This window comes from Polaribacter sp. 20A6, from assembly GCF_011378915.1.
Classification (GTDB): domain Bacteria; phylum Bacteroidota; class Bacteroidia; order Flavobacteriales; family Flavobacteriaceae; genus Polaribacter; species Polaribacter sejongensis.
This window is the reverse complement of sequence record NZ_WTPZ01000012.1, coordinates 17,801-37,444: the sequence shown is the minus strand read 5'-3', so window position 1 is coordinate 37,444 and position 19,644 is coordinate 17,801. Positions and strand designations below refer to the sequence as shown.

The window sequence follows — 19,644 nt, the reverse complement described above, 5'->3', positions numbered from 1 at the left end:
GTTTGTTATATTTATTTATAATATTAGTATTCAAGTCTTCTTAAAAGTAAAAACCTTACAAAAGTTTATGATTATTTATACTAAAATAAGTATAATACCAAATAAACAGCAATACGACTGATTAAATTTATTGGCATAAAAAAAGATCGAGATTTCAGCATGCTGAAATCTCGATCTTATATCTAAGTTTTGAAATTATTATTTCAATTTCTTCTTAACTGCTACTTCTTTGTAAGCTTCAATTACATCTCCTTCTATAATATCATTATAGTTTTTAATTTGAATACCACAATCGAATCCTTTTGTAACTTCTCTAACATCATCTTTAAAACGTTTTAACGCTGTTAAAGTTCCGTCGTGCACTACAATTCCGTCTCTAATAATTCTAATTTGAGAATCTCTTTGAATCTTACCAGACATTACCATACAACCTGCAATGTTACCAACTTTAGAGATTTTATAGATTTCTCTAATTTCTACATTACCAGTAACTTCTTCTTTCATTTCTGGAGATAACATTCCTTCCATGGCGTCTTTTAAGTCATTGATAGCTGCATAAATAATAGAATATGTTCTAATATCTACTTCTTCTCTATCGGCTACTGCTCTTGCATTTCCTTGCGGACGTACATTAAAACCAACAATAATTGCATCTGAAGCTGTTGCTAATAACACATCACTTTCTGTAATGGCTCCAACACCTTTATGTAAAATATTTACTTGAATTTCTTCTGTTGATAGTTTCTGGAAAGAATCTGTTAAAGCTTCTACAGAACCATCTACATCTCCTTTTAAGATAATGTTTAATTCTTTAAAGTCTCCTAACGCAATTCTACGTCCAATTTCATCTAACGTTAATGTTTTCTGAGTTCTTACAGATTGCTCACGTTGTAATTGAGAACGTTTAGAAGCAATTTGTTTTGCTTCTCTTTCATCATCAAATACTACAAACTTGTCTCCAGCTTGTGGCGCTCCGTCTAAACCTAAAATAGATACTGGTGTTGATGGACCTGCAACTTTTAAATTAGTTCCTTTATCATCAAACATTGCTCTTACTTTACCACTGTGTTTACCTGCTAACAAGTAATCTCCAATTTTTAAAGTTCCAGCTTGTACTAATACAGTAGAAACATATCCTCTACCTTTATCTAATAATGCTTCCACTACTGCACCAACTGCATTTTTATTAGGATTTGCTTTCAATTCTAAAATTTCAGCTTCTAATAAAACTTTCTCTAATAATTCTGGAACACCTGTTCCATGTTTTGCTGAGATATCTTGAGACTGTATGTTACCACCCCATTCTTCTATCAACAAATTCATTTGAGATAATTGCGTTTTTACATTATCTGGATTTGCATTTGGTTTATCAATTTTATTGATTGCAAATATAATTGGCACTCCCGCTGCTTGCGCATGAGAAATTGCTTCTTTAGTTTGCGGCATTACATCATCATCTGCTGCAACTACAATAATAACTAAATCCGTTACCTGAGCTCCACGTGCACGCATTGCTGTAAACGCCTCGTGACCTGGTGTATCTAAAAATGCTATTTTTTGATCTCCAACTTTTACAGAGTACGCACCAATATGCTGTGTAATCCCTCCACTTTCGCCTTCAATAACATTTGCTTTTCTAATATAATCTAATAAAGATGTTTTACCATGATCTACGTGACCCATTACCGTAATAATTGGCGCACGATTTTCTAAATCTTCTGGTTTATCAACTACTTCTTCTATAGACTCTTCTACTTCTGCACCAACAAATTCTACTTTGTGGTTAAATTCTTCAGCAACAATAACTAATGTTTCTGCGTCTAAACGCTGATTCATTGTTACCATCATACCTAAAGACATACAAGCAGAAATAATGTTTGTAACAGGTACTTCCATCATCGTTGCAACTTCACTTACAGTAACAAACTCTGTTACTTTTAAGATTTTGTTGTCTAATGCTTGAGCTTCTAACTCAGCATCAGAATGTTCTCTATGGGCATCCCTTTTATTTCTACGGTATTTTGCTCCTTTTCCTCTAGAAGATTTTCCTTGCAGTTTCTCAAGTGTTTCTCTTACTTGTTTTTGAATTTCTGCTTCAGTTGGTTCTTCTTTTTTAACTGCTGCTGGTCTAGCGGCACCTCTACCACCTCTATTAAATGGAGGTCTACTTCCACCTGCTCTATTTCCTTGACCTGGTCTACTTGGTCTTGCCGTAGCAGAACCTGGTGCACCAGCTTTAGTTACAATACGCTTACGTTTCTTCTTGTCTGCGTTTGCATCTTTTTTAGGTTCAGGTTTCTTTTTCTTAGGTCTTTCAAATTGTTTTAAGTCAATTTTCTTACCTGTAAAATTAGGACCGTCTAATTTTTTATATTGCGTTTTAATAGCTTCTGCATTTTCTGCAGTAACCTCTTCAGCTTTCTCTTCTGATTTTGAAGCGTCTTTTTTCCCTTTTGGTTTATCACCAACTTTAGAAACTTCTTTTTCTATTTCAGAAACAGATTTCTTAACCTCTGGTGCAGCCACCTTTGGTTTTTCTTCAACTGGTTTTTCAACAACCGGAGTTTCTTGTTCCTTAGAAGCTTCTGCTTTAGTCTCTACAACTGGTGCTTCTGCTACTACTTTAGGTTCTTCAACTTTAGGCTCTTCTGTTTTAGCTTTAGGTTCAGCAACAACCTCTACAGGTTCTTCTTTTACCTTTTCAACTTTTTCAGCAGGTTTTTTACCAATATTATCAATATCGATTTTACCAACAGTCTTAAACTCTAATTTATCTGCTTTGGCTCTTAAAACCTCTTCCTTCTTAACCTCTTCCGCTCTTTTCTTCTCTAATTTAGCTTCATGCTCTAAACGAATAGCTTCTTTCTCTTTTCGTTTTTCTTCACCAACTTCTTTAGATGCTGCTTTCTTATTAGCATCTTTTTCAAAGCCATCAAGTAAAACTTGATAGACGTCACCCGTAATTTTAGTGGTTGGCCTCGATTCTATTTCGTGACCCTTTCCCGCTAAATATTCGACTGCTCTATCAAGAGAAATGTTTAATTCTCTTAAAACTTTATTAAGCCTCATTGTTTTGCCTACAGACATATATTCTTTTTAACTTTATACTTGTAAAAATATGCTTTTTACGTTACTTCTTTACTATACTTAGTCCTCAAATTCTTCTTTCAAGATTTTTTGAACATCCGTAATTGTTTCTTCTTCTAAATCGGTTCTTTTTACCAACTCTGCAACACTAGTTTCTAATACGCTTCTAGCAGTATCTAAACCAATCTTTTTGAATTCGGCAATAACCCAATCTTCAATTTCGTCTCCAAATTCTGTTAACTCTACGTCTTCTTCTTCTAGACCTTCTCTCTTAACGTCTATTTCGTAACCTGTTAACTCACTTGCCAAACGAATATTTACACCACCTCTACCAATTGCTTTAGAAACTTCTTCTGGTTTTAATAAAACGCTTACACGTCCTTTTTTACCATTTCGTTCTTCTTCAAACATTTCTATTTCCATTGAAGTCACTTTTGCAGGACTTAATGCTCTTGAAATAAATAACTGCTCGTTTTTGGTATAGTTAATAACATCTATATTCTCATTACCTAACTCACGTACAATACCATGAATTCTTGAACCTTTAACACCAACACAAGCTCCAACAGGATCTATTCTATCATCATAAGAATCTACCGCTACTTTTGCTTTTTCTCCTGGTATTCTTGCAACTCCTTCAACAGTAATTAAACCATCAAAAACTTCTGGAATTTCTTGCTCAAATAATTTATTTAAGAAAACAGGCGATGTTCTAGATAAGATAATCGCTGGTTTGTTTCCTCTTAATTCTACCGTTTTAATAATTCCTTTTACAGAATCTCCTTTTCTAAAAAAGTCTGAACGGATTTGCTCACTTTTTGGTAATACAATTTCGTTTCCTTCATCATCAAGCAAAATAATTGCATTGTGACGAATGTGATGTACTTCGGCAGTATACAACTCGCCTTCTAAATCCTTAAATTGTTTAAAGATATTTGTACTATCGTGTTCATAAATTTTAGAAATTAAGTTCTGACGTAATGCTAAGATAGCTCTTCTACCTAAATCTATCAACTTAACTTCTTCAGATACATCTTCACCAATTTCAAAATCTGGCTCAATTAATCTTGCTTCCGCTAATTCAATTTCTTCATTATCATCTTCAGAAAAACCATCTGCAACAACAACTCTATTTCTCCAAATTTCTAAATCTCCTTTATCTGGGTTAATAATTATATCAAAATTATCATCCGAACCAAACTTACGTTTTAGGGCAGCTCTAAAAACTTCTTCTAAAATAGACATTAATGTTACTCTGTCTATACTCTTGTTATCTTTAAATTCTGAAAACGAATCAATTAATGCTATATTCTCCATTACATTTTTTGCTTAAAATACAATCTTCACTTTTGCTTCTATAATATCCTTATAGGCTAAAGTTGCTGTTTTTGTTACAGTAACCTTCCCTTTACCTATTGGCTTTGGCTCTCTTGCTTTCCAATTTAAAACAATTTTATCCTCATCCGCTTCTACCAAAGTCCCTTCAAATTCTTCTTCAGAAGTTTTTACTTTAAGTATTCTATTGATGTTTTTAATATATTGTCTCTTCACTTTTAGTGGATGCGATATGTCTGGTGTAGAAACCTCTAGAGAAAAATCTTCTTCTTCTCTGTCAAAATTACCATCTACACTTTTACTAATTCTAATGCATTCACTTAAAGGAACACCATTATCACCATCTACTGTAACCTGAATTTTGTTGTTTTCTGAGATAGACAAATCTATCAAATATAACGACTCATTCTCGGCCAGTGCTTCCTCTACTAAATTTCTTACTTTGGTTTGGTCCATTTTAAATCCTAAAATAAAATATAAAAAGAGGGGACTCTTTAGTCCCCTTCCTTCTCCATTTATTGTAAATTTCGGTGCAAATATACTAAATGTTTGGGATTTACCAAACTAAGTTTAAGTCAATTATTTTTTGTAACTTTATATACAATCACTTTAACCTCTAATTTGTTGTACTATGAAAAAAATTTTAGTCCCAATAGATTTTTCAAAAACTTCTGAATACGCATGTAAAATGGCCGAAAAAATAGCAGCAAAAACAAAGGCCACCGTTTATCTTATTCATTTAATAGAACTTCCTAAGGGTATTACAGACATGGGATCTGGAAGTAAATTTAGTATTCCTGAAAGCATGTTGTATTTAAGAAAAGTTAGAGAAAAGGTACTAGAATTTAAAGAGAACTTTTTTAGCAAAGACACCCATGTTAAATATTTTATAAAACTAAACAATCCTTTTGAGGGCATACAAAAATATGCCGATAAAATTGATACAGATTTAATAATAATGGGTTCTAAAGGTCATTCTGAACTAGAAGAAATGCTTATTGGCTCTAATACAGAAAAAGTAGTACGAAATTCTAAAAGACCAGTTATTGTTGTAAAAAAAGACAGTAAAAAGTTCAAATTAAAAAATTTAGTTTTCGCATCTAACTTCAAAGAAGAGAATAAAGAAGTGTTTGGTAAGTTTGTCGATTTTTCAAAAATTTTTAATAGCAATATTCATTTACTAAAAATAAATACTCCCGCAAACTTTCAATCAACTTCGGAAGCAAAACAAAAAATAAAAGATTTTATTTCTGATTACAATTTACCAAAACATAAAATAAACGTGTACAGTGATGTTTCAGTAGAAAAAGGCATTTTAAACTTTTCTAAAGACGTTAATGCGGACTTAATTGCTTTAAGTACTCATGGTAGAAGTGGGTTAGCTCATTTATTTACAGGTAGTGTTATTAAAAACCTGACTAAAAACGCTTTAAAACCTATGCTAACAATTAAGGTTTAATTTTTAGATAGGTTTCAAAAATAAAAAACCTCCAAAATTGGAGGTTTTTTAAATATATAATTTCAATCTTTTTTTTACAAAAGATAATCTGTACTTATAAAATTAGATGCCTTTTTATCTAACAACTCTTCTAAAATAGCATTGTTGTAAGGTGTATCTTTAGAGGCTACAAACGTTCTAATAGAAAAAGAACGCAAAGCATCATGTACACTTAAAGTTGACACTGCAGAGTCTTTTCTTCCCGTAAACGGATATGCATCTGGACCTCTTTGGGCCGCACTATTTAAGTTCACTCTACACACTAAATTAACCAAAGTATCAATTAACGGTGCCAAAGTTTTTACTTCACTACCAAAAACACTTACTTGTTGTCCGTAGTTAGATTCTGCCATATCATCTAAAGGCTCTTGAATATTTTTAAAAGAAACAATAGGCGTTACTGGTCCAAATTGCTCTTCTTTAAAAACTCTCATATCTTTAGATACTGGATATAAAACAGCTGGAAAAATATAGTTTTCAGAAGTTTTACCTCCTTTTTTATTAATCACTTTTGCTCCTTTAGAAGTCGCATCGTCAATTAATTCTTGAATATATGCTGGTTTTTCTGGTTCTGGTAGAGGCGTTAACTTTACACCGTCTTCCCATGGATTTCCAAATTTTAATGCATCAACTCTTTTTGCAAATCGTTTGTTAAATTTATCTACAATATGTTCATGTACATATAAAATTTTCAAAGCAGTACAACGTTGTCCGTTAAAAGAAGTTGCTCCAGAAAGACATTCATCTATTGCCAAATCTAAATCTGCGTCCGGCAATACGATTCCAGGATTTTTAGCTTCTAAACCTAATACCAAACGTAATCTGTTTTTAAAAGGGTGATTTGCTTGAATTGCATTTGCAGATTTACTATTACCAATTAAGGCCAACACATCTACTTTACCTGTTTTCATGATAGGTGTTGCTAAAACTCTACCTCTACCATAAATGATATTTACCACACCTTCTGGAAAACTATTTTGAAAAGCCTCTAACAACGGAGATAATAATAAAACTCCATGTTTTGCAGGTTTAAAAACAGCTGTATTTCCCATAATTAATGCAGGAATCAACAAGGCGAACGTTTCGTTTAAAGGATAATTATAAGGACCTAAACATAAAACGACACCTAAAGGACCACGTCTAATATGTGCATGTACTCCACTACTTTTTTCAAACTTAGCAGAATCTCTATCCATTTGCTTATAGTCTTCAATAGTATCGTAGATATATTCGATGGTTCTATCAAATTCTTTTTCAGAATCTGGTAATGCCTTTCCTATTTCCCACATTAGCAGTTTTACAACTTCATCTCGTTTGGTTTTCATTTGCTCCGCAAACTCCTCCATACATTCAATTCTGTCTGCAACACGCATTGTTGGCCATAAACCTTGCCCTTTATCATAAGCTCTATAAGCAGAATTTAATGCTTCTAAACCTTCTTCTCCTGTTAAATTAGGAACAGTACCTAATAAGGTTGGTTTGTATTCTTTTGTTGATGAAATTGTAGAATATACTTCTGTAGTTTCACCTTTCCACTCTTTTAACTCACCACTAACTAAATATGTTTTTTGGTGCAATAGTGATGTTATCTTATATGCTTCTGGAATCTCTGTAAATTGTTTCTTCATAAATTAATTTTATAAATTGTATAAAAAAAATAATAATTAAAAATAAATAGTTTAATTATTTATAGTCCAAAATTAACTAAAAATAACTGTATAACACCTCATTTACACTTTTAAACACGAAATGGTTTTCGAGGTTCTATTTTTATTATAATTTAAATATGCAATGTAATTATACCAAAAATTGAAATAAATCTGGCTTGTCATTTAGGTAGTCGCCAAAGAAATTATTTTCTTTCATTCTTTCAATTAAAGGAGCTAAATCTTGAGAAGATTTTAACTCTAAACCAACCACAGCAGACCCATTTGTTCTGTTATTCTTTTTGGTATATTCAAAATGAGTGATATCATCATTAGGACCTAAAATCTCTACTACAAATTCTTTTAACGCCCCTGCTCTTTGTGGAAACTTTACTATAAAATAATGCTTAAGATTTGCATACAGTAATGCACGTTCTTTAATTTCTGCAGTTCTTGTAATATCATTATTACTACCACTAACTACACAGACTACATTCTTTCCTTTTATTTTATCAGCAAAAAAATCTAAAGCAGCAATACTTAATGCACCTGCAGGCTCTACTACAATGGCATCTTTGTTATACAAATCTAAGATAGTCTGACATATTTTACCTTCGGGAACTGTAATTACTTCAGTTAGGTTTTGCTGACAAATAGCAAAATTTAAATCACCCACTCTCTTTACAGCAGCTCCATCCACAAAAGCATCAATTTTATCTAGCGTAGTATTTTCTTTATTCAGAAGAGATGTCAGCATAGAAGGAGCTCCCTCTGGCTCAACACCAATTATTTTTGTTTCTGGTGATAGGTATTTAAAAACAGAAGACAATCCTGCAGACAAACCTCCACCGCCAATAGGCACAAAAACATAATCTATTTTCTCTTTAGTTTGATTTAAAACCTCTAAACCAACCGTTGCCTGACCTTCTATTACCTTTTGATCATTAAAAGGGTGAATAAAAGTTTTCTTTTTTGAATCACATTCTATTTTTGCTGCATCAGAAGCATCATCAAAAGTATCTCCCTCAATTACAATTTCAATAAAATCTTCACCAAACATTTTTACTTGGTTAATTTTTTGATTTGGTGTTGGAGACGGCATAAAGATAGTTCCCTTAATCTGCAATAACTTACAAGACAAAGCAACTCCTTGTGCATGATTACCAGCGCTTGCACAAACAATTCCTCGCTGTTTTTCATCTAAAGTTAAAGAAGACATCTTATTATATGCTCCTCTAATCTTATAAGAACGCACCACCTGCAAGTCTTCCCTTTTAAAAAGAATGGTTGCTGCTAGCTCTTTTGATAAATTAAAGTTTTTACTAAGCGGCGTCTCAAAAGCGACACCTTTTAAGTTTTCTAAAGCCTCTTTTACACTTTCTAAAGTTGGATAATAAATTTGGTTTGTTTGCATCGATCAAATGTAAAAATAAAACCTGTCAGATTATGAAATCTAACAGGTTTTTTTAACTCAATTTTTGGGGGACATTATAATTTATAGAAACCTAAATTACACCTCTTTTGAAGATTTATTTCAATATAAAAATGGACTATATTAAACCGTTTTTATAACTTTCATAGCTGTCATAGAAGCTCTTAATTTTGCTCCTACTACTTCTACTGGATGGTTTCTAATAATAGCATTAATTCTAATTAATTCTTGGTTATCAACTCCGTTTTCTGAGCTAAAAGATTTACCAATAATATCAGTTTTTACATTCTTCATAAAGTCTGTTAATAAAGGCTTACAAGCATGGTCAAATAAATAACAACCATATTCTGCAGTATCAGAAATTACACGGTTCATTTCTGCCAATTTCATTCTTGCAATTGTATTTGCAATTAATGGCGTTTCGTGTAAAGACTCATAATAAGCAGAAGCAGCAATAATACCAGATTCTGTCATTGCTTCGAAAGCTAATTCTACACCAGCTCTTACAAAAGCAACTAATAAAGTTCCGTGATCGAAGTATTCTTGTTCAGAAATTTCATCACTTGTAATTTCTTGTTTTTCAAAAGCAGTTTCTCCTGTTGCTGCTCTCCAAGTTAATAAGTTTTTATCATCATTAGCCCAGTCTTCCATCATTGTTTGAGAGAAGTGACCTGTCATAATATCATCCATGTGTTTTTGAAACAACGGACGCATAATGTCTTTTAGCTCTTCAGATAATCTAAAAGCTTCAACTTTAGCAGGATTAGACAATCTGTCCATCATATTGGTAATTCCACCATGCTTTAAAGCTTCTGTTACAGTTTCCCAACCATACTGAATTAATTTAGCAGCATAACCTGGCTCAATTCCTTCTTCAACCATTTTATCAAAAGATAAAATTGCTCCTGTTTGTAACAAACCACATAAAATAGTTTGCTCTCCCATTAAATCAGATTTTACCTCAGCAACAAAAGAAGATTGTAAAACTCCCGCTTTATGACCTCCTGTTGCAACAGCGTATGCTTTTGCTTCTGCCCAACCTTTTCCTTGTGGATCATTTTCTGGATGCACTGCGATTAATGTTGGTACTCCGAATCCTCTTTTATATTCTTCTCTAACTTCAGATCCTGGAGACTTTGGCGCCACCATAATTACGGTTAAATCTTCACGAACTTGCATTCCTTCCTCAACGATATTAAAACCATGAGAATACGATAATGTCGCTCCTTTTTTCATTAAAGGCATTACTGCAGTTACAACATTTGTATGTTGCTTATCTGGCGTTAAATTAATAACCACATCTGCACTTGGTAACATTTCTTCATAACTACCAACTTCAAAATTATTTGAAGATGCATTAATATAAGACTGTCTTTTTTGATCTATAGCAGCCTGTCTTAATGTATAAGAAATATCTAAACCAGATTCTCTCATATTTAAACCTTGGTTTAAACCTTGTGCACCACAACCTACAATCACAATTTTCTTCCCTTTCAATGCTTCTACTCCGTCTTCAAATTCTGAAGCGTCCATAAAACGACATTTCCCTAATTGTTCTAATTGCTCTCTTAATGTTAATGTGTTAAAATAATTTGACATTTTTATTGTTTTTGTTTGTTGTTTAGAATTAAGATTTTAGAATATAGACACCATATTAACTTTACGTAAGCACCTACAATCTAACTCCTTGCTTCTTTACTCTTTTTATTTAGTTGTTGTATGTTTCTAGTAATGCTGATATTTTCATTTCTTCTTTAGTAATAGCAACACGTCCAGAACGTGTATATTGCATAATACCAAAAACGCTTAATTGATCATATAATGCTACTATTTCTTCTTTTTTTCCTGATTTCTCCAGCACAAAAAATTCAGTATTTACAGTAACAATTCTTGCGTGACTCTTTTTAATGATATTCTGAATTTGAGGTTCTTCAAATAACAATTCAGATTTAATTTTAAACAACCCAGAAATCTGATAAATTGTTTCATCATCATTATGATAATACGCTTTAATAACCTCTACCTGCTTCTCTATCTGACCAATAATTTTCTTAATATTTTCCTCTGTCATACTTACAACAATGGTAAATTTAGAAACACCAGGTATTTCTGATGGAGAGGTATTTAAACTCTCTATATTTATATGTCTTCTTTGGAAAATTGCTGAAATTCTATTCAACAATCCAATATTATTTTCAGTATAAATAGATACTGTGTAAAATTGTTTTTCTGTACTCATTTTTTTAAAGATATTAGAAGAAAGATGATAGAAATTAGACCATTATTGCCTTTATTCCAATAAACCTTTACCCATTGTTCTCTACTCCTTGTTCTTTTTATTATTCTAGTCTAATGTCTGAAACACTTGCTCCCGTAGGAATCATAGGGAAAACATTTCCTTCTTTCTCTACACAAACCTCTAAGAAATAAGCTTCTTTACTTGCCATCATTTCTTCAACTGCCGCAGCCAATTCTTCTCGTTTAGTAACTTTCTTTGCTTTTATATAATACCCTTCTGCAATAGCTACAAAGTTTGGATTTACCATTTCTGTGGATGCATAGCGTTTGTCAAAAAATAATTGTTGCCATTGACGTACCATTCCTAAGAACTCATTATTTAAGACCACTACTTTTAAAGCAACTTTCTGCTGAAAAATAGTTCCTAATTCTTGAATTGTCATTTGGTAACCACCATCACCAGAAATTGAAACTACATCTCTTTCCGGAGCTGCCATTTTAGCACCAATTGCTGCTGGTAAACCAAAGCCCATGGTACCTAAACCACCAGAAGTAATATTACTTTTTGACTGATTGAATTCAGCATATCTACAAGCAATCATTTGGTGTTGACCAACATCACTTACAATTGCAGCATTTCCTTTACTCTGAATGTTTATTTCTTTTAAAACCTCACCCATTGTAATCCCTTCTTTTGTAGGGTACAAATCGCCTTTTATTACTTTTTCATATTCAATAGCGTATAAATCTGCAAATTCCTTACGCCATTCCGGATGCTTATTTTCGTTTAACATTGGTAACAATAACTCTAAGCTTGCTTTTGCATCACCTAAAACCGCTACATCTGTTTTTACGTTTTTATCTACCTCTGCAGGATCAATTTCAAAGTGAATTACTTTGGCTTGTTTTGCATACGTGTTTAAACTTCCCGTAACACGGTCATCGAAACGCATACCAATTGCAATTAAAACATCACATTGGTTTGTTAAAACGTTTGGTGCATAATTACCATGCATACCCACCATACCAACATTTAATGGATGTGAAGTAGGAATTGCAGAAGCACCTAAGATTGTCCAAGCAGATGGAATACCTGCTTTTTCAATTACGGCTTTAAACGCTTCTTCTGCTTCACTTAAAATTACTCCTTGTCCCCAAACTACTAATGGCTTTTTTGCAGCATTAATTAATTTTGCAGCAGCCTCAATTGATGAAACATCTATTTTTGGTAACGGAAAATAACTTCTAACTTTTGTGCATTTTTCATAAGAAAAATCGAACATTTCTTGTTGTGCATCTTTAGTAATATCTACTAAAACAGGTCCTGGTCTTCCGCTTTTTGCAATGTAAAAAGCTTTTGCGATTGCCTCAGGAATTTGAGATGCTTTGGTTACTTGACAGTTCCATTTTGTAACTGGTGTAGAAATACCAACAATATCGGTTTCTTGAAACGCATCACTTCCTAATAAATGAGAAAATACCTGACCCGTAATACACACCATTGGTGTAGAGTCTATTTGTGCATCTGCAATACCCGTAATTAAATTGGTTGCCCCAGGGCCAGAAGTTGCAATACATACACCTACCTTACCAGAAATTCTTGCAAACCCTTGTGCAGAATGTGTTGCACCTTGCTCATGACGTGTTAAAACGTGATGAATTTTATCTTGATATTTATATAACTCATCATACACTGGCATAATTGCTCCACCAGGATACCCATAAATTATTTTTGTATCTTCTGCAATTAAGCATCTAACGATTGCTTCGCTACCAGAAATCCTTTCTGTAACTTTTGCTGTGTTTTGTTTATTTTGTATGGTTTGAGTTTCCATAGTTTTATATTTTTAAATACCTACAAGGTTATTGAAGCCTCGCAGGATATCTTATCTCTTTTTTTTATCTTGTTTCTTGATTTTATTTAAAACTACAAATCTGTAACACATCCTTTAGATGCTGATGCCACTGATTTTGCATATTTATATAAAATCCCTTTTTTGTGCTTTAATGCTGGTGCAATCCAATTTGCTCTTCTTGCCGCTAACTCTTCATCAGAAAGCAATACATTAATTGAATTATCTTCTGCACTAATTCTAATTTTATCACCAGTTTGAAGAATTCCGATAGTTCCTCCTTCTTGTGCTTCTGGAGTAATATGTCCAACCACAAAACCATGGGTTCCTCCAGAAAAACGACCGTCTGTAATTAAAGCTACAGATTTTCCTAAACCTGCTCCCATTATTAAAGAAGTTGGTTTTAACATTTCTGGCATTCCTGGTCCTCCTTTAGGTCCAACATACCTAATGACGACTACATCTCCTCTTTCTACTTCTCCGTTTATAATTCCGGTATTTGCTGCTTGTTCTCCATCATAAACCACTGCTTTTCCTTCAAAAAGCAATCCTTCATTTCCAGAAATTTTTGCTACAGCTCCTTCTTGAGCTAAGTTACCATACAAGATTTGTAAGTTACCAGAAGATTTTAATGCTTTATCTGTTGGGTGAATTACATCTTGCTCATCAAATTCCATTGCTACTACATCTGCCAAGTTTTCTGCTAATGTTTTACCAGTAACCGTCATACAATCTCCATGTAAGTACCCTTTTTGTAACAAGTATTTCATTATTGCAGGCGTACCTCCAATACTATGAACATCTTCCATTAAATATTTACCAGATGGTTTTAAATCTGCAATTAACGGAGTTCTGTCACTAACTTTCTGAAAATCTGCTAATGTAAACTCAATATCTGCTGCATGCGCAATTGCTAAAAAGTGTAACACTGCATTTGTAGATCCACCTAAAGCGTTTACCAACGCAATTGCGTTTTCTAAAGATTTTTTAGAAATAATATCTAAAGGTTTTAAATCTAATTCTAATAAGTTTTTAATAGCCAAAGCAGTTCTTTCTGCTTCAGATAATTTATTAGGATTTTCTGCCGGTATTGATGAGTTATATGGTAAAGAGAACCCCATACATTCTATTGCAGAAGCCATTGTATTTGCAGTATACATACCACCACAGGCTCCAGCTCCAGGAATTGCTCTTTTTATAACTTCTCTATATTCTTCTTCTTCTATTTCTCCAGCCATTTTTTGACCTAAAGCTTCGAAAGCAGAAACAATATTTAATTTTTTTCCTTTGTAGTTTCCTGATGCAATTGTACCACCATACATCATAATTGATGGACGGTTTAAACGCAACATTGCAATTACTGCTCCTGGCATGTTTTTATCACAACCCACTACAGAAACCAATGCATCATAACTTTGAGCATTCATTACAGTTTCTATAGAATCTGCAATAATGTCTCTAGATGCTAATGAATAATTCATACCAGAGGTCCCCATAGAAATACCATCTGAAACACCTATTGTATTGAATCCTAAACCGACTAAACCTGCAATTTTGCTTTCAATCTTGACTTCTGCAGCCAAGTTATTTAAATGCATATTACATGGGTTACCATCATAACCAGTGCTCGCAATACCAACTTGCGCTTTCTGCATGTCTTCATCCGTTAAACCTACCGCATACAACATTGCTTGTGATGCCGGTTGAGATTCGTCTTGTGTTAATCTGCTACTGTGCTTATTTAGTTTCATTTAATGTTTTCTTCAATTTGTTGTCTAAATTACTATGTTTCTCCATTTTTATTGAATAAAATTCAATAACTTACTTTAAATTCACGTGTTAAAAAAACACCTTAATTAACTGAATTTAAGTTAATTACCCCTACTTAATTATGATACTCAATCTTTAAAATAAATTCATAAAAAAACCTTCCATTTTAGTGGAAGGTTCGTTTATAAAAAATATAAATATCACTTCCTTACCAATTCGTAATAATTACGATGACATTGATAATAGAAATAATATTTAATAATTGTTTTTTCATTGGTGTAAATATTGCGATTTATATTTTAATACGCAACTAATATTTTTTTATTGATAGCCGCTTACAAACAAGTCTAGCCCAGATTGAATGGTCTGTTTGAGCTCTTTTTTGCCTTTTGAAGCAAAAAAAGCGAGTAATGAAAGCTGGAAATAGCTTCTAAAAAACTTAAATAATTGTGCTTTGCCCCATATGAATGTTTTTAAAATTCATATTACTATCTTCTTGATTCGCAATATAATCTGCTATAAAATCGCCCACTTTTGCAGTGGAAGCCGAATATTGATTTTTGCCTTTTAAATCTTGTGTTGTAATACCTAAATCTAACGATTTTTCTACAGCTCTTTGTATTGCATCTGCCTCGTCATGCAAACCTAAATGCTCTAACATTAGTCCTGCTGATAAAATAGATGCTAAAGGATTGGCAATATCTTTACCTGCTGCTTGTGGATATGAACCGTGAATTGGCTCGAATAACGCGTTTTTTCCTCCTACCGAGCTTGATGCCAAGATACCGATTGAACCACCGATTACACAAGCTACATCTGAGATAACATCTCCAAAAAGGTTTTCTGTTAAAATAACATCGAAACGTGTTGGATTTAATACAATTTGCATTGCAGCATTATCTATAAACATAAAATCTAAAGCAACATCTGGATATTCTTCTCCAATTTTTGCAACTGTTTTTCTCCATAAACGAGAAGTTGCTAAAACATTTGCTTTATCAATTAAAGTTACTTTTTTCTTCCTGTCTTGAGCCGCTTTAAAAGCTAAGTGTGTAATTCTAGAAATTTCATCTACCGTATAAGAACAAACGTCTGATGCACTTAAACCATCTTCACTTATTTCTTTTTTACCAAAATAAATACCTGAAGTTAACTCCCTATAGATAAGGATATCTGTACCTGAAATAATCTCTTTTTTAAGAGGAGAGTTTTTAAGTAATTTAGGGTATGCTTTTACAGGTCTAACATTACAAAACAACTCTAATTCTTGTCTTAAACGCAATAAACCTTGTTCTGGTCTTACTTTTAAGGTTGGGTCATTATCATATTTTAATTCTCCAATAGCTCCACATAAAACTGCATCTGCATTTTTACATATGTCTATGGTTTCTTGCGGTAATGGATCACCCGTTTTTTCAATTGCACAAGCGCCCATTTGAGCTTCTTTATATAAAAATATATGGTCGTAAACTTCTGCTACCGCATCTAAAGCTTTCTTTGCTTGCGTGGTTACTTCTGGTCCAATACCATCTCCCGGGATTATTGCAATTGTATATTTCATTCTGTACTTGTAATCTAAAATTATTCTGTTATCAAAGGTAGTTGATTATTTTTAATTGGTGTATCAAAATTCACAACTACCCTCGAAGACAAAGTTTCTTTTTATACTGTTGCTACTTTAGAAATTTTACCAACCTCTACCATAATAGCATGAATATCATCATCTTTTACTTCTTTTTGCTTATCTGCAGTACTTAAAAAAGCATCGTAAGCAACATCTAGTTGAACTTTTGTTAACTCGTAACCAATCTTTTTAGCTCTGTATGCTAACGCTGCTCTACCACTTCTTGCAGTTAATACAATGGCACTTTCTGTAACACCAACATCTTCAGGATCCATAATCTCGTATGTCTCTCTGTTTTTTATAACTCCGTCTTGATGTATACCAGAACTATGCGCAAATGCATTTGCACCAACAATTGCTTTGTTAGGTTGTACTGGCATTCCCATACTTTCTCTAACCATTATACTTGTATCATACAATAGTTTTGTATTGATACTTGTTTCTAGGTTTAAATATGGGTGTTGTTTTAACACCATTACCACTTCTTCTAAAGCTGTATTTCCTGCTCTTTCTCCGATACCATTAATTGTACACTCTATTTGACGAGCACCATTAATTACACCTGCAATAGAATTTGCAGTTGCCATACCTAAATCGTTATGACAGTGGCATGAAAGAATTACATTTTCTATTCCTTTTACGTTTTCACGTAAATACTTAATTTTTGCTCCATATTCTTCTGGCAAACAATACCCCGTTGTATCTGGAATGTTTAACACAGTAGCACCTGCTTTAATAACAGCTTCACATACTCTTGCCAAATATTCATTATCTGTTCTACCTGCATCTTCTGCGTAAAACTCTACATCCTCTACAAAAGACTTTGAATAAGAAACAGCTTTTACAGCACGTTCTATTACTTTTTCTCTTGTTGAATTAAATTTGAATTGAATATGAGAATCACTTGTACCAATACCCGTATGAATTCTTGGGTATTTTGCATATTTTAGTGCTTCTGCAGCTACTTTAATATCATTTTCTACAGCTCTGGTTAAACCACAAACTGTAGCATTTTTTATAATTTTTGAAATCTCAGTTACTGAAATAAAATCTCCTGGGCTAGAAACCGGAAAACCAGCTTCAATTACATTTACACCCAACAAATCTAATCTTTCAGCAATTACCAATTTTTGTTTTGTATCTAACTTACACCCAGGGACCTGCTCCCCATCTCTCAATGTTGTATCAAAAATTTGAACCTTGTTATCTTGCATAATATCTGTAAAGATTATCTTATTTAAACTCAAATGTATATATCGAACTTAAAATAAATAGTTATTTTTACAGCTCCGTACGATTTCTAATATCACCTATAAAAACTTAAATATCTAATTACCAGTTTTTTATGAGTAAAAATGTTACATTAGCCAATCAACAAAATGATGCTCTATTTGTTTTAATTAAGTCTTTAACTAAATCAGAAAAGAGGCAATTTAATTTATATGTAGGAAGATTAGGTGGAAACATCGATGCTAAGTTTTTTTCTTTATTTAAATTTTTAGAAAAACTAAAGGTATATGATGAAAAAGTTATTATTGGCAGCGGAATTGTTTCTAAACAACAACTTTCTAACTTAAAGGCGCATTTATACAAACAAATTTTAATTAGTTTACGATTAAATCCTGCCCATAAAAATGTGCGAATTCAAATTAGAGAACAATTAGATTTTGCTACGGTATTATATCAAAAAGGACTCTACAAACAAAGTTTGAAACTTTTAGAAAAAGCTAAAAACATGGCTTTGGATAATGAAGAGAAAAATATAGCTTATGAAATTGTAGAACTAGAAAAAGTAATAGAAACACAATACATTACAAGGAGTTTAAGCAACAGAGCAAATCAACTATCTGTACAAGCAAAAGAACTAAGCCAAGACAATGTAATTGCTAGTAAACTTTCTAATTTATCTTTACAACTATACAGTCATTTAATACAAAATGGCTATGTTAAAAATGAAGAAGAATTACAGTTTGTTGAAAAATATTTTAGCGATAGAATGCCAAAGTACGATTATCAGAAATTAGGCTTTCGTGAAAAATTATGGTTATACAAGGCACATTTATGGCATAGTTTTTTGGTGCAAGATTTTTTATTAAGCTATAAATACGCTAAAAAATGTGTAGATTTATTTGACTGCCCTAAACTGATAAACACGCATCCAGTTTTTTATTTAAAATCTAAAAACTACCTATTAGAATCTTGTTTTCTTATAAAAAAAGTATCGACCTTTAAAAAAGAACTTACCGCTTTTGAAGAGGAAATTGACAGGAAAGAAGTACCAATGAATACCAATACTGAGTTATTGATATTCTTATATTTGTACGCTAACAAACTACACTTACATTTCTTAGAAGGTTCTTTTGAAAAAGGAGAATATCTTGTTGAAATAATTAATAATAAAATTGAAAAGTATAAAAATAGACTAGACAGTCATTTTATTGTTTTACTCTACTACAAAATAGCTTGTTTGTATTTTGGAATGGGTAAAAACAAATTGTGTATTATTTATTTACAAAAAATAATTCGCTCTAAAAACATAGGTTCAGCAGAGGACTTACAATGTTTTGCTCGTATTTTAAACTTGATTGCACATTACGAATGTGGATTAGATTACGATCTAGAAAGACAGTTTGTAGACACCTATAAATTCTTACTAAAAATGGAAAACCTACAAGAGGTTCAAAAGGTTTTTCTAACTTCCATTAGAGATTTAAGTGATGTTTTTCCGCATGAGATTAAAAATGAATTTAAGAAGATTCATGCCAAATTAAAAACATTTGAAAACCATCCGTATGAAAAAAGAGCCTTCTTATATTTAGACATCCTATCTTGGCTAGAAAGCAAAATTCAAAATAAACCGATTGCTTTAATTATTAAAGAAAAAATAAAACCAATTAGTAAATAATCGTAAAACCATATTAGAAATAGCCTATTTTTAATAATACTGCATAAATCATTAAATTTTACGAAATAATCTCCATCAAAAGGGGAAATATTAAATAATACTCCTATTTTTGCTTTGTGAGTTTATCTAATACACATATTAATTCTTCTAAAACTACCAACGTAGTTTATACTTCTATGCGCACAATTACACGCACAATTACAACAATTACCCTTTAGGGGTTCTACTATATTCATATCACCACAGGTTATATATT

The 19,644-nt window shown here is 32.4% G+C and carries 13 protein-coding genes; 2 read left to right on the top strand and 11 right to left on the bottom strand.

What is annotated here, in order from left to right; genetic code table 11:
* Positions 1-198 precede the first annotated feature (198 nt).
* The 3 genes from infB to rimP are packed head-to-tail and all read right to left on the bottom strand — an operon-like array spanning position 199 to position 4,878.
* The gene (gene infB / locus GQS57_RS17600) at positions 199-3,087 is read right to left on the bottom strand and encodes a translation initiation factor IF-2 (protein ID WP_165734291.1); all 2,889 of its coding nucleotides are present in this window, start codon (positions 3,085-3,087) and stop codon (positions 199-201) included.
* Between the two features lie 60 nt (positions 3,088-3,147).
* Positions 3,148-4,404 (bottom strand): transcription termination factor NusA, encoded by a 1,257-nt coding sequence (gene nusA / locus GQS57_RS17595; RefSeq protein WP_165734290.1) that lies wholly within the window; start codon positions 4,402-4,404, stop codon positions 3,148-3,150.
* Positions 4,405-4,416: 12 nt separating this feature from the next.
* Positions 4,417-4,878, bottom strand: coding sequence for a ribosome assembly cofactor RimP (gene rimP, locus GQS57_RS17590; RefSeq protein ID WP_165734289.1), 462 nt, complete (start codon positions 4,876-4,878; stop codon positions 4,417-4,419).
* A 175-nt stretch (positions 4,879-5,053) separates the two neighbouring features.
* Here rimP and GQS57_RS17585 point away from each other — a divergent pair, with 175 nt between their 5' ends.
* The gene (locus GQS57_RS17585; protein WP_165734288.1) at positions 5,054-5,881 is read left to right on the top strand and encodes a universal stress protein; all 828 of its coding nucleotides are present in this window, start codon (positions 5,054-5,056) and stop codon (positions 5,879-5,881) included.
* 74 nt (positions 5,882-5,955) lie between these two features.
* Here GQS57_RS17585 and GQS57_RS17580 read toward each other — a convergent pair whose 3' ends face one another.
* The 8 genes from GQS57_RS17580 to GQS57_RS17545 all read right to left on the bottom strand — a co-directional run bounded on the left by GQS57_RS17580 (position 5,956) and on the right by GQS57_RS17545 (position 17,697).
* A complete protein-coding gene (locus tag GQS57_RS17580; protein WP_165734287.1) occupies positions 5,956-7,548 on the bottom strand; it encodes an NADP-dependent glyceraldehyde-3-phosphate dehydrogenase in 1,593 nt (530 codons plus the stop codon).
* A 169-nt stretch (positions 7,549-7,717) separates the two neighbouring features.
* On the bottom strand, positions 7,718-8,980 hold the full coding sequence (gene ilvA / locus GQS57_RS17575) for a threonine ammonia-lyase IlvA (protein ID WP_165734286.1): 1,263 nt from the start codon (positions 8,978-8,980) through the stop codon (positions 7,718-7,720).
* Positions 8,981-9,121: 141 nt separating this feature from the next.
* Positions 9,122-10,597, bottom strand: a complete 1,476-nt coding sequence (gene ilvC / locus GQS57_RS17570; protein ID WP_165734285.1) for a ketol-acid reductoisomerase — start codon at positions 10,595-10,597, stop codon at positions 9,122-9,124.
* 109 nt (positions 10,598-10,706) lie between these two features.
* Positions 10,707-11,237, bottom strand: coding sequence for an acetolactate synthase small subunit (gene ilvN / locus GQS57_RS17565; RefSeq protein WP_165734284.1), 531 nt, complete (start codon positions 11,235-11,237; stop codon positions 10,707-10,709).
* A 100-nt stretch (positions 11,238-11,337) separates the two neighbouring features.
* The gene (gene ilvB / locus GQS57_RS17560; protein ID WP_165734283.1) at positions 11,338-13,071 is read right to left on the bottom strand and encodes a biosynthetic-type acetolactate synthase large subunit; all 1,734 of its coding nucleotides are present in this window, start codon (positions 13,069-13,071) and stop codon (positions 11,338-11,340) included.
* Positions 13,072-13,163: 92 nt separating this feature from the next.
* The gene (gene ilvD, locus GQS57_RS17555; protein ID WP_165734282.1) at positions 13,164-14,840 is read right to left on the bottom strand and encodes a dihydroxy-acid dehydratase; all 1,677 of its coding nucleotides are present in this window, start codon (positions 14,838-14,840) and stop codon (positions 13,164-13,166) included.
* 458 nt (positions 14,841-15,298) lie between these two features.
* Positions 15,299-16,420 (bottom strand): 3-isopropylmalate dehydrogenase, encoded by a 1,122-nt coding sequence (leuB, locus tag GQS57_RS17550; RefSeq protein ID WP_165734281.1) that lies wholly within the window; start codon positions 16,418-16,420, stop codon positions 15,299-15,301.
* Between the two features lie 101 nt (positions 16,421-16,521).
* Entirely contained in the window at positions 16,522-17,697 is a 1,176-nt protein-coding gene (locus GQS57_RS17545; RefSeq protein WP_165734280.1) for a 2-isopropylmalate synthase, read from the bottom strand.
* Positions 17,698-17,828: 131 nt separating this feature from the next.
* On the opposite strand from GQS57_RS17545, the gene GQS57_RS17540 reads away from it, so the two are divergent.
* Positions 17,829-19,388, top strand: a complete 1,560-nt coding sequence (locus tag GQS57_RS17540; RefSeq protein WP_165734279.1) for a hypothetical protein — start codon at positions 17,829-17,831, stop codon at positions 19,386-19,388.
* Positions 19,389-19,644: the final 256 nt, after the last annotated feature.

Bases quoted from the DNA above. Each gene is read 5' to 3' on its own strand.
- infB (WP_165734291.1), bottom strand. From the start codon at position 3,087: ATGTCTGTAGGCAAAACAATGAGGCTTAATAAAGTTTTAAGAGAATTA.
- nusA (WP_165734290.1), bottom strand. From the start codon at position 4,404: ATGGAGAATATAGCATTAATTGATTCGTTTTCAGAATTTAAAGATAAC.
- rimP (WP_165734289.1), bottom strand. From the start codon at position 4,878: ATGGACCAAACCAAAGTAAGAAATTTAGTAGAGGAAGCACTGGCCGAG.
- GQS57_RS17585 (WP_165734288.1), top strand. From the start codon at position 5,054: ATGAAAAAAATTTTAGTCCCAATAGATTTTTCAAAAACTTCTGAATAC.
- GQS57_RS17580 (WP_165734287.1), bottom strand. From the start codon at position 7,548: ATGAAGAAACAATTTACAGAGATTCCAGAAGCATATAAGATAACATCA.
- ilvA (WP_165734286.1), bottom strand. From the start codon at position 8,980: ATGCAAACAAACCAAATTTATTATCCAACTTTAGAAAGTGTAAAAGAG.
- ilvC (WP_165734285.1), bottom strand. From the start codon at position 10,597: ATGTCAAATTATTTTAACACATTAACATTAAGAGAGCAATTAGAACAA.
- ilvN (WP_165734284.1), bottom strand. From the start codon at position 11,237: ATGAGTACAGAAAAACAATTTTACACAGTATCTATTTATACTGAAAAT.
- ilvB (WP_165734283.1), bottom strand. From the start codon at position 13,071: ATGGAAACTCAAACCATACAAAATAAACAAAACACAGCAAAAGTTACA.
- ilvD (WP_165734282.1), bottom strand. From the start codon at position 14,840: ATGAAACTAAATAAGCACAGTAGCAGATTAACACAAGACGAATCTCAA.
- leuB (WP_165734281.1), bottom strand. From the start codon at position 16,420: ATGAAATATACAATTGCAATAATCCCGGGAGATGGTATTGGACCAGAA.
- GQS57_RS17545 (WP_165734280.1), bottom strand. From the start codon at position 17,697: ATGCAAGATAACAAGGTTCAAATTTTTGATACAACATTGAGAGATGGG.
- GQS57_RS17540 (WP_165734279.1), top strand. From the start codon at position 17,829: ATGAGTAAAAATGTTACATTAGCCAATCAACAAAATGATGCTCTATTT.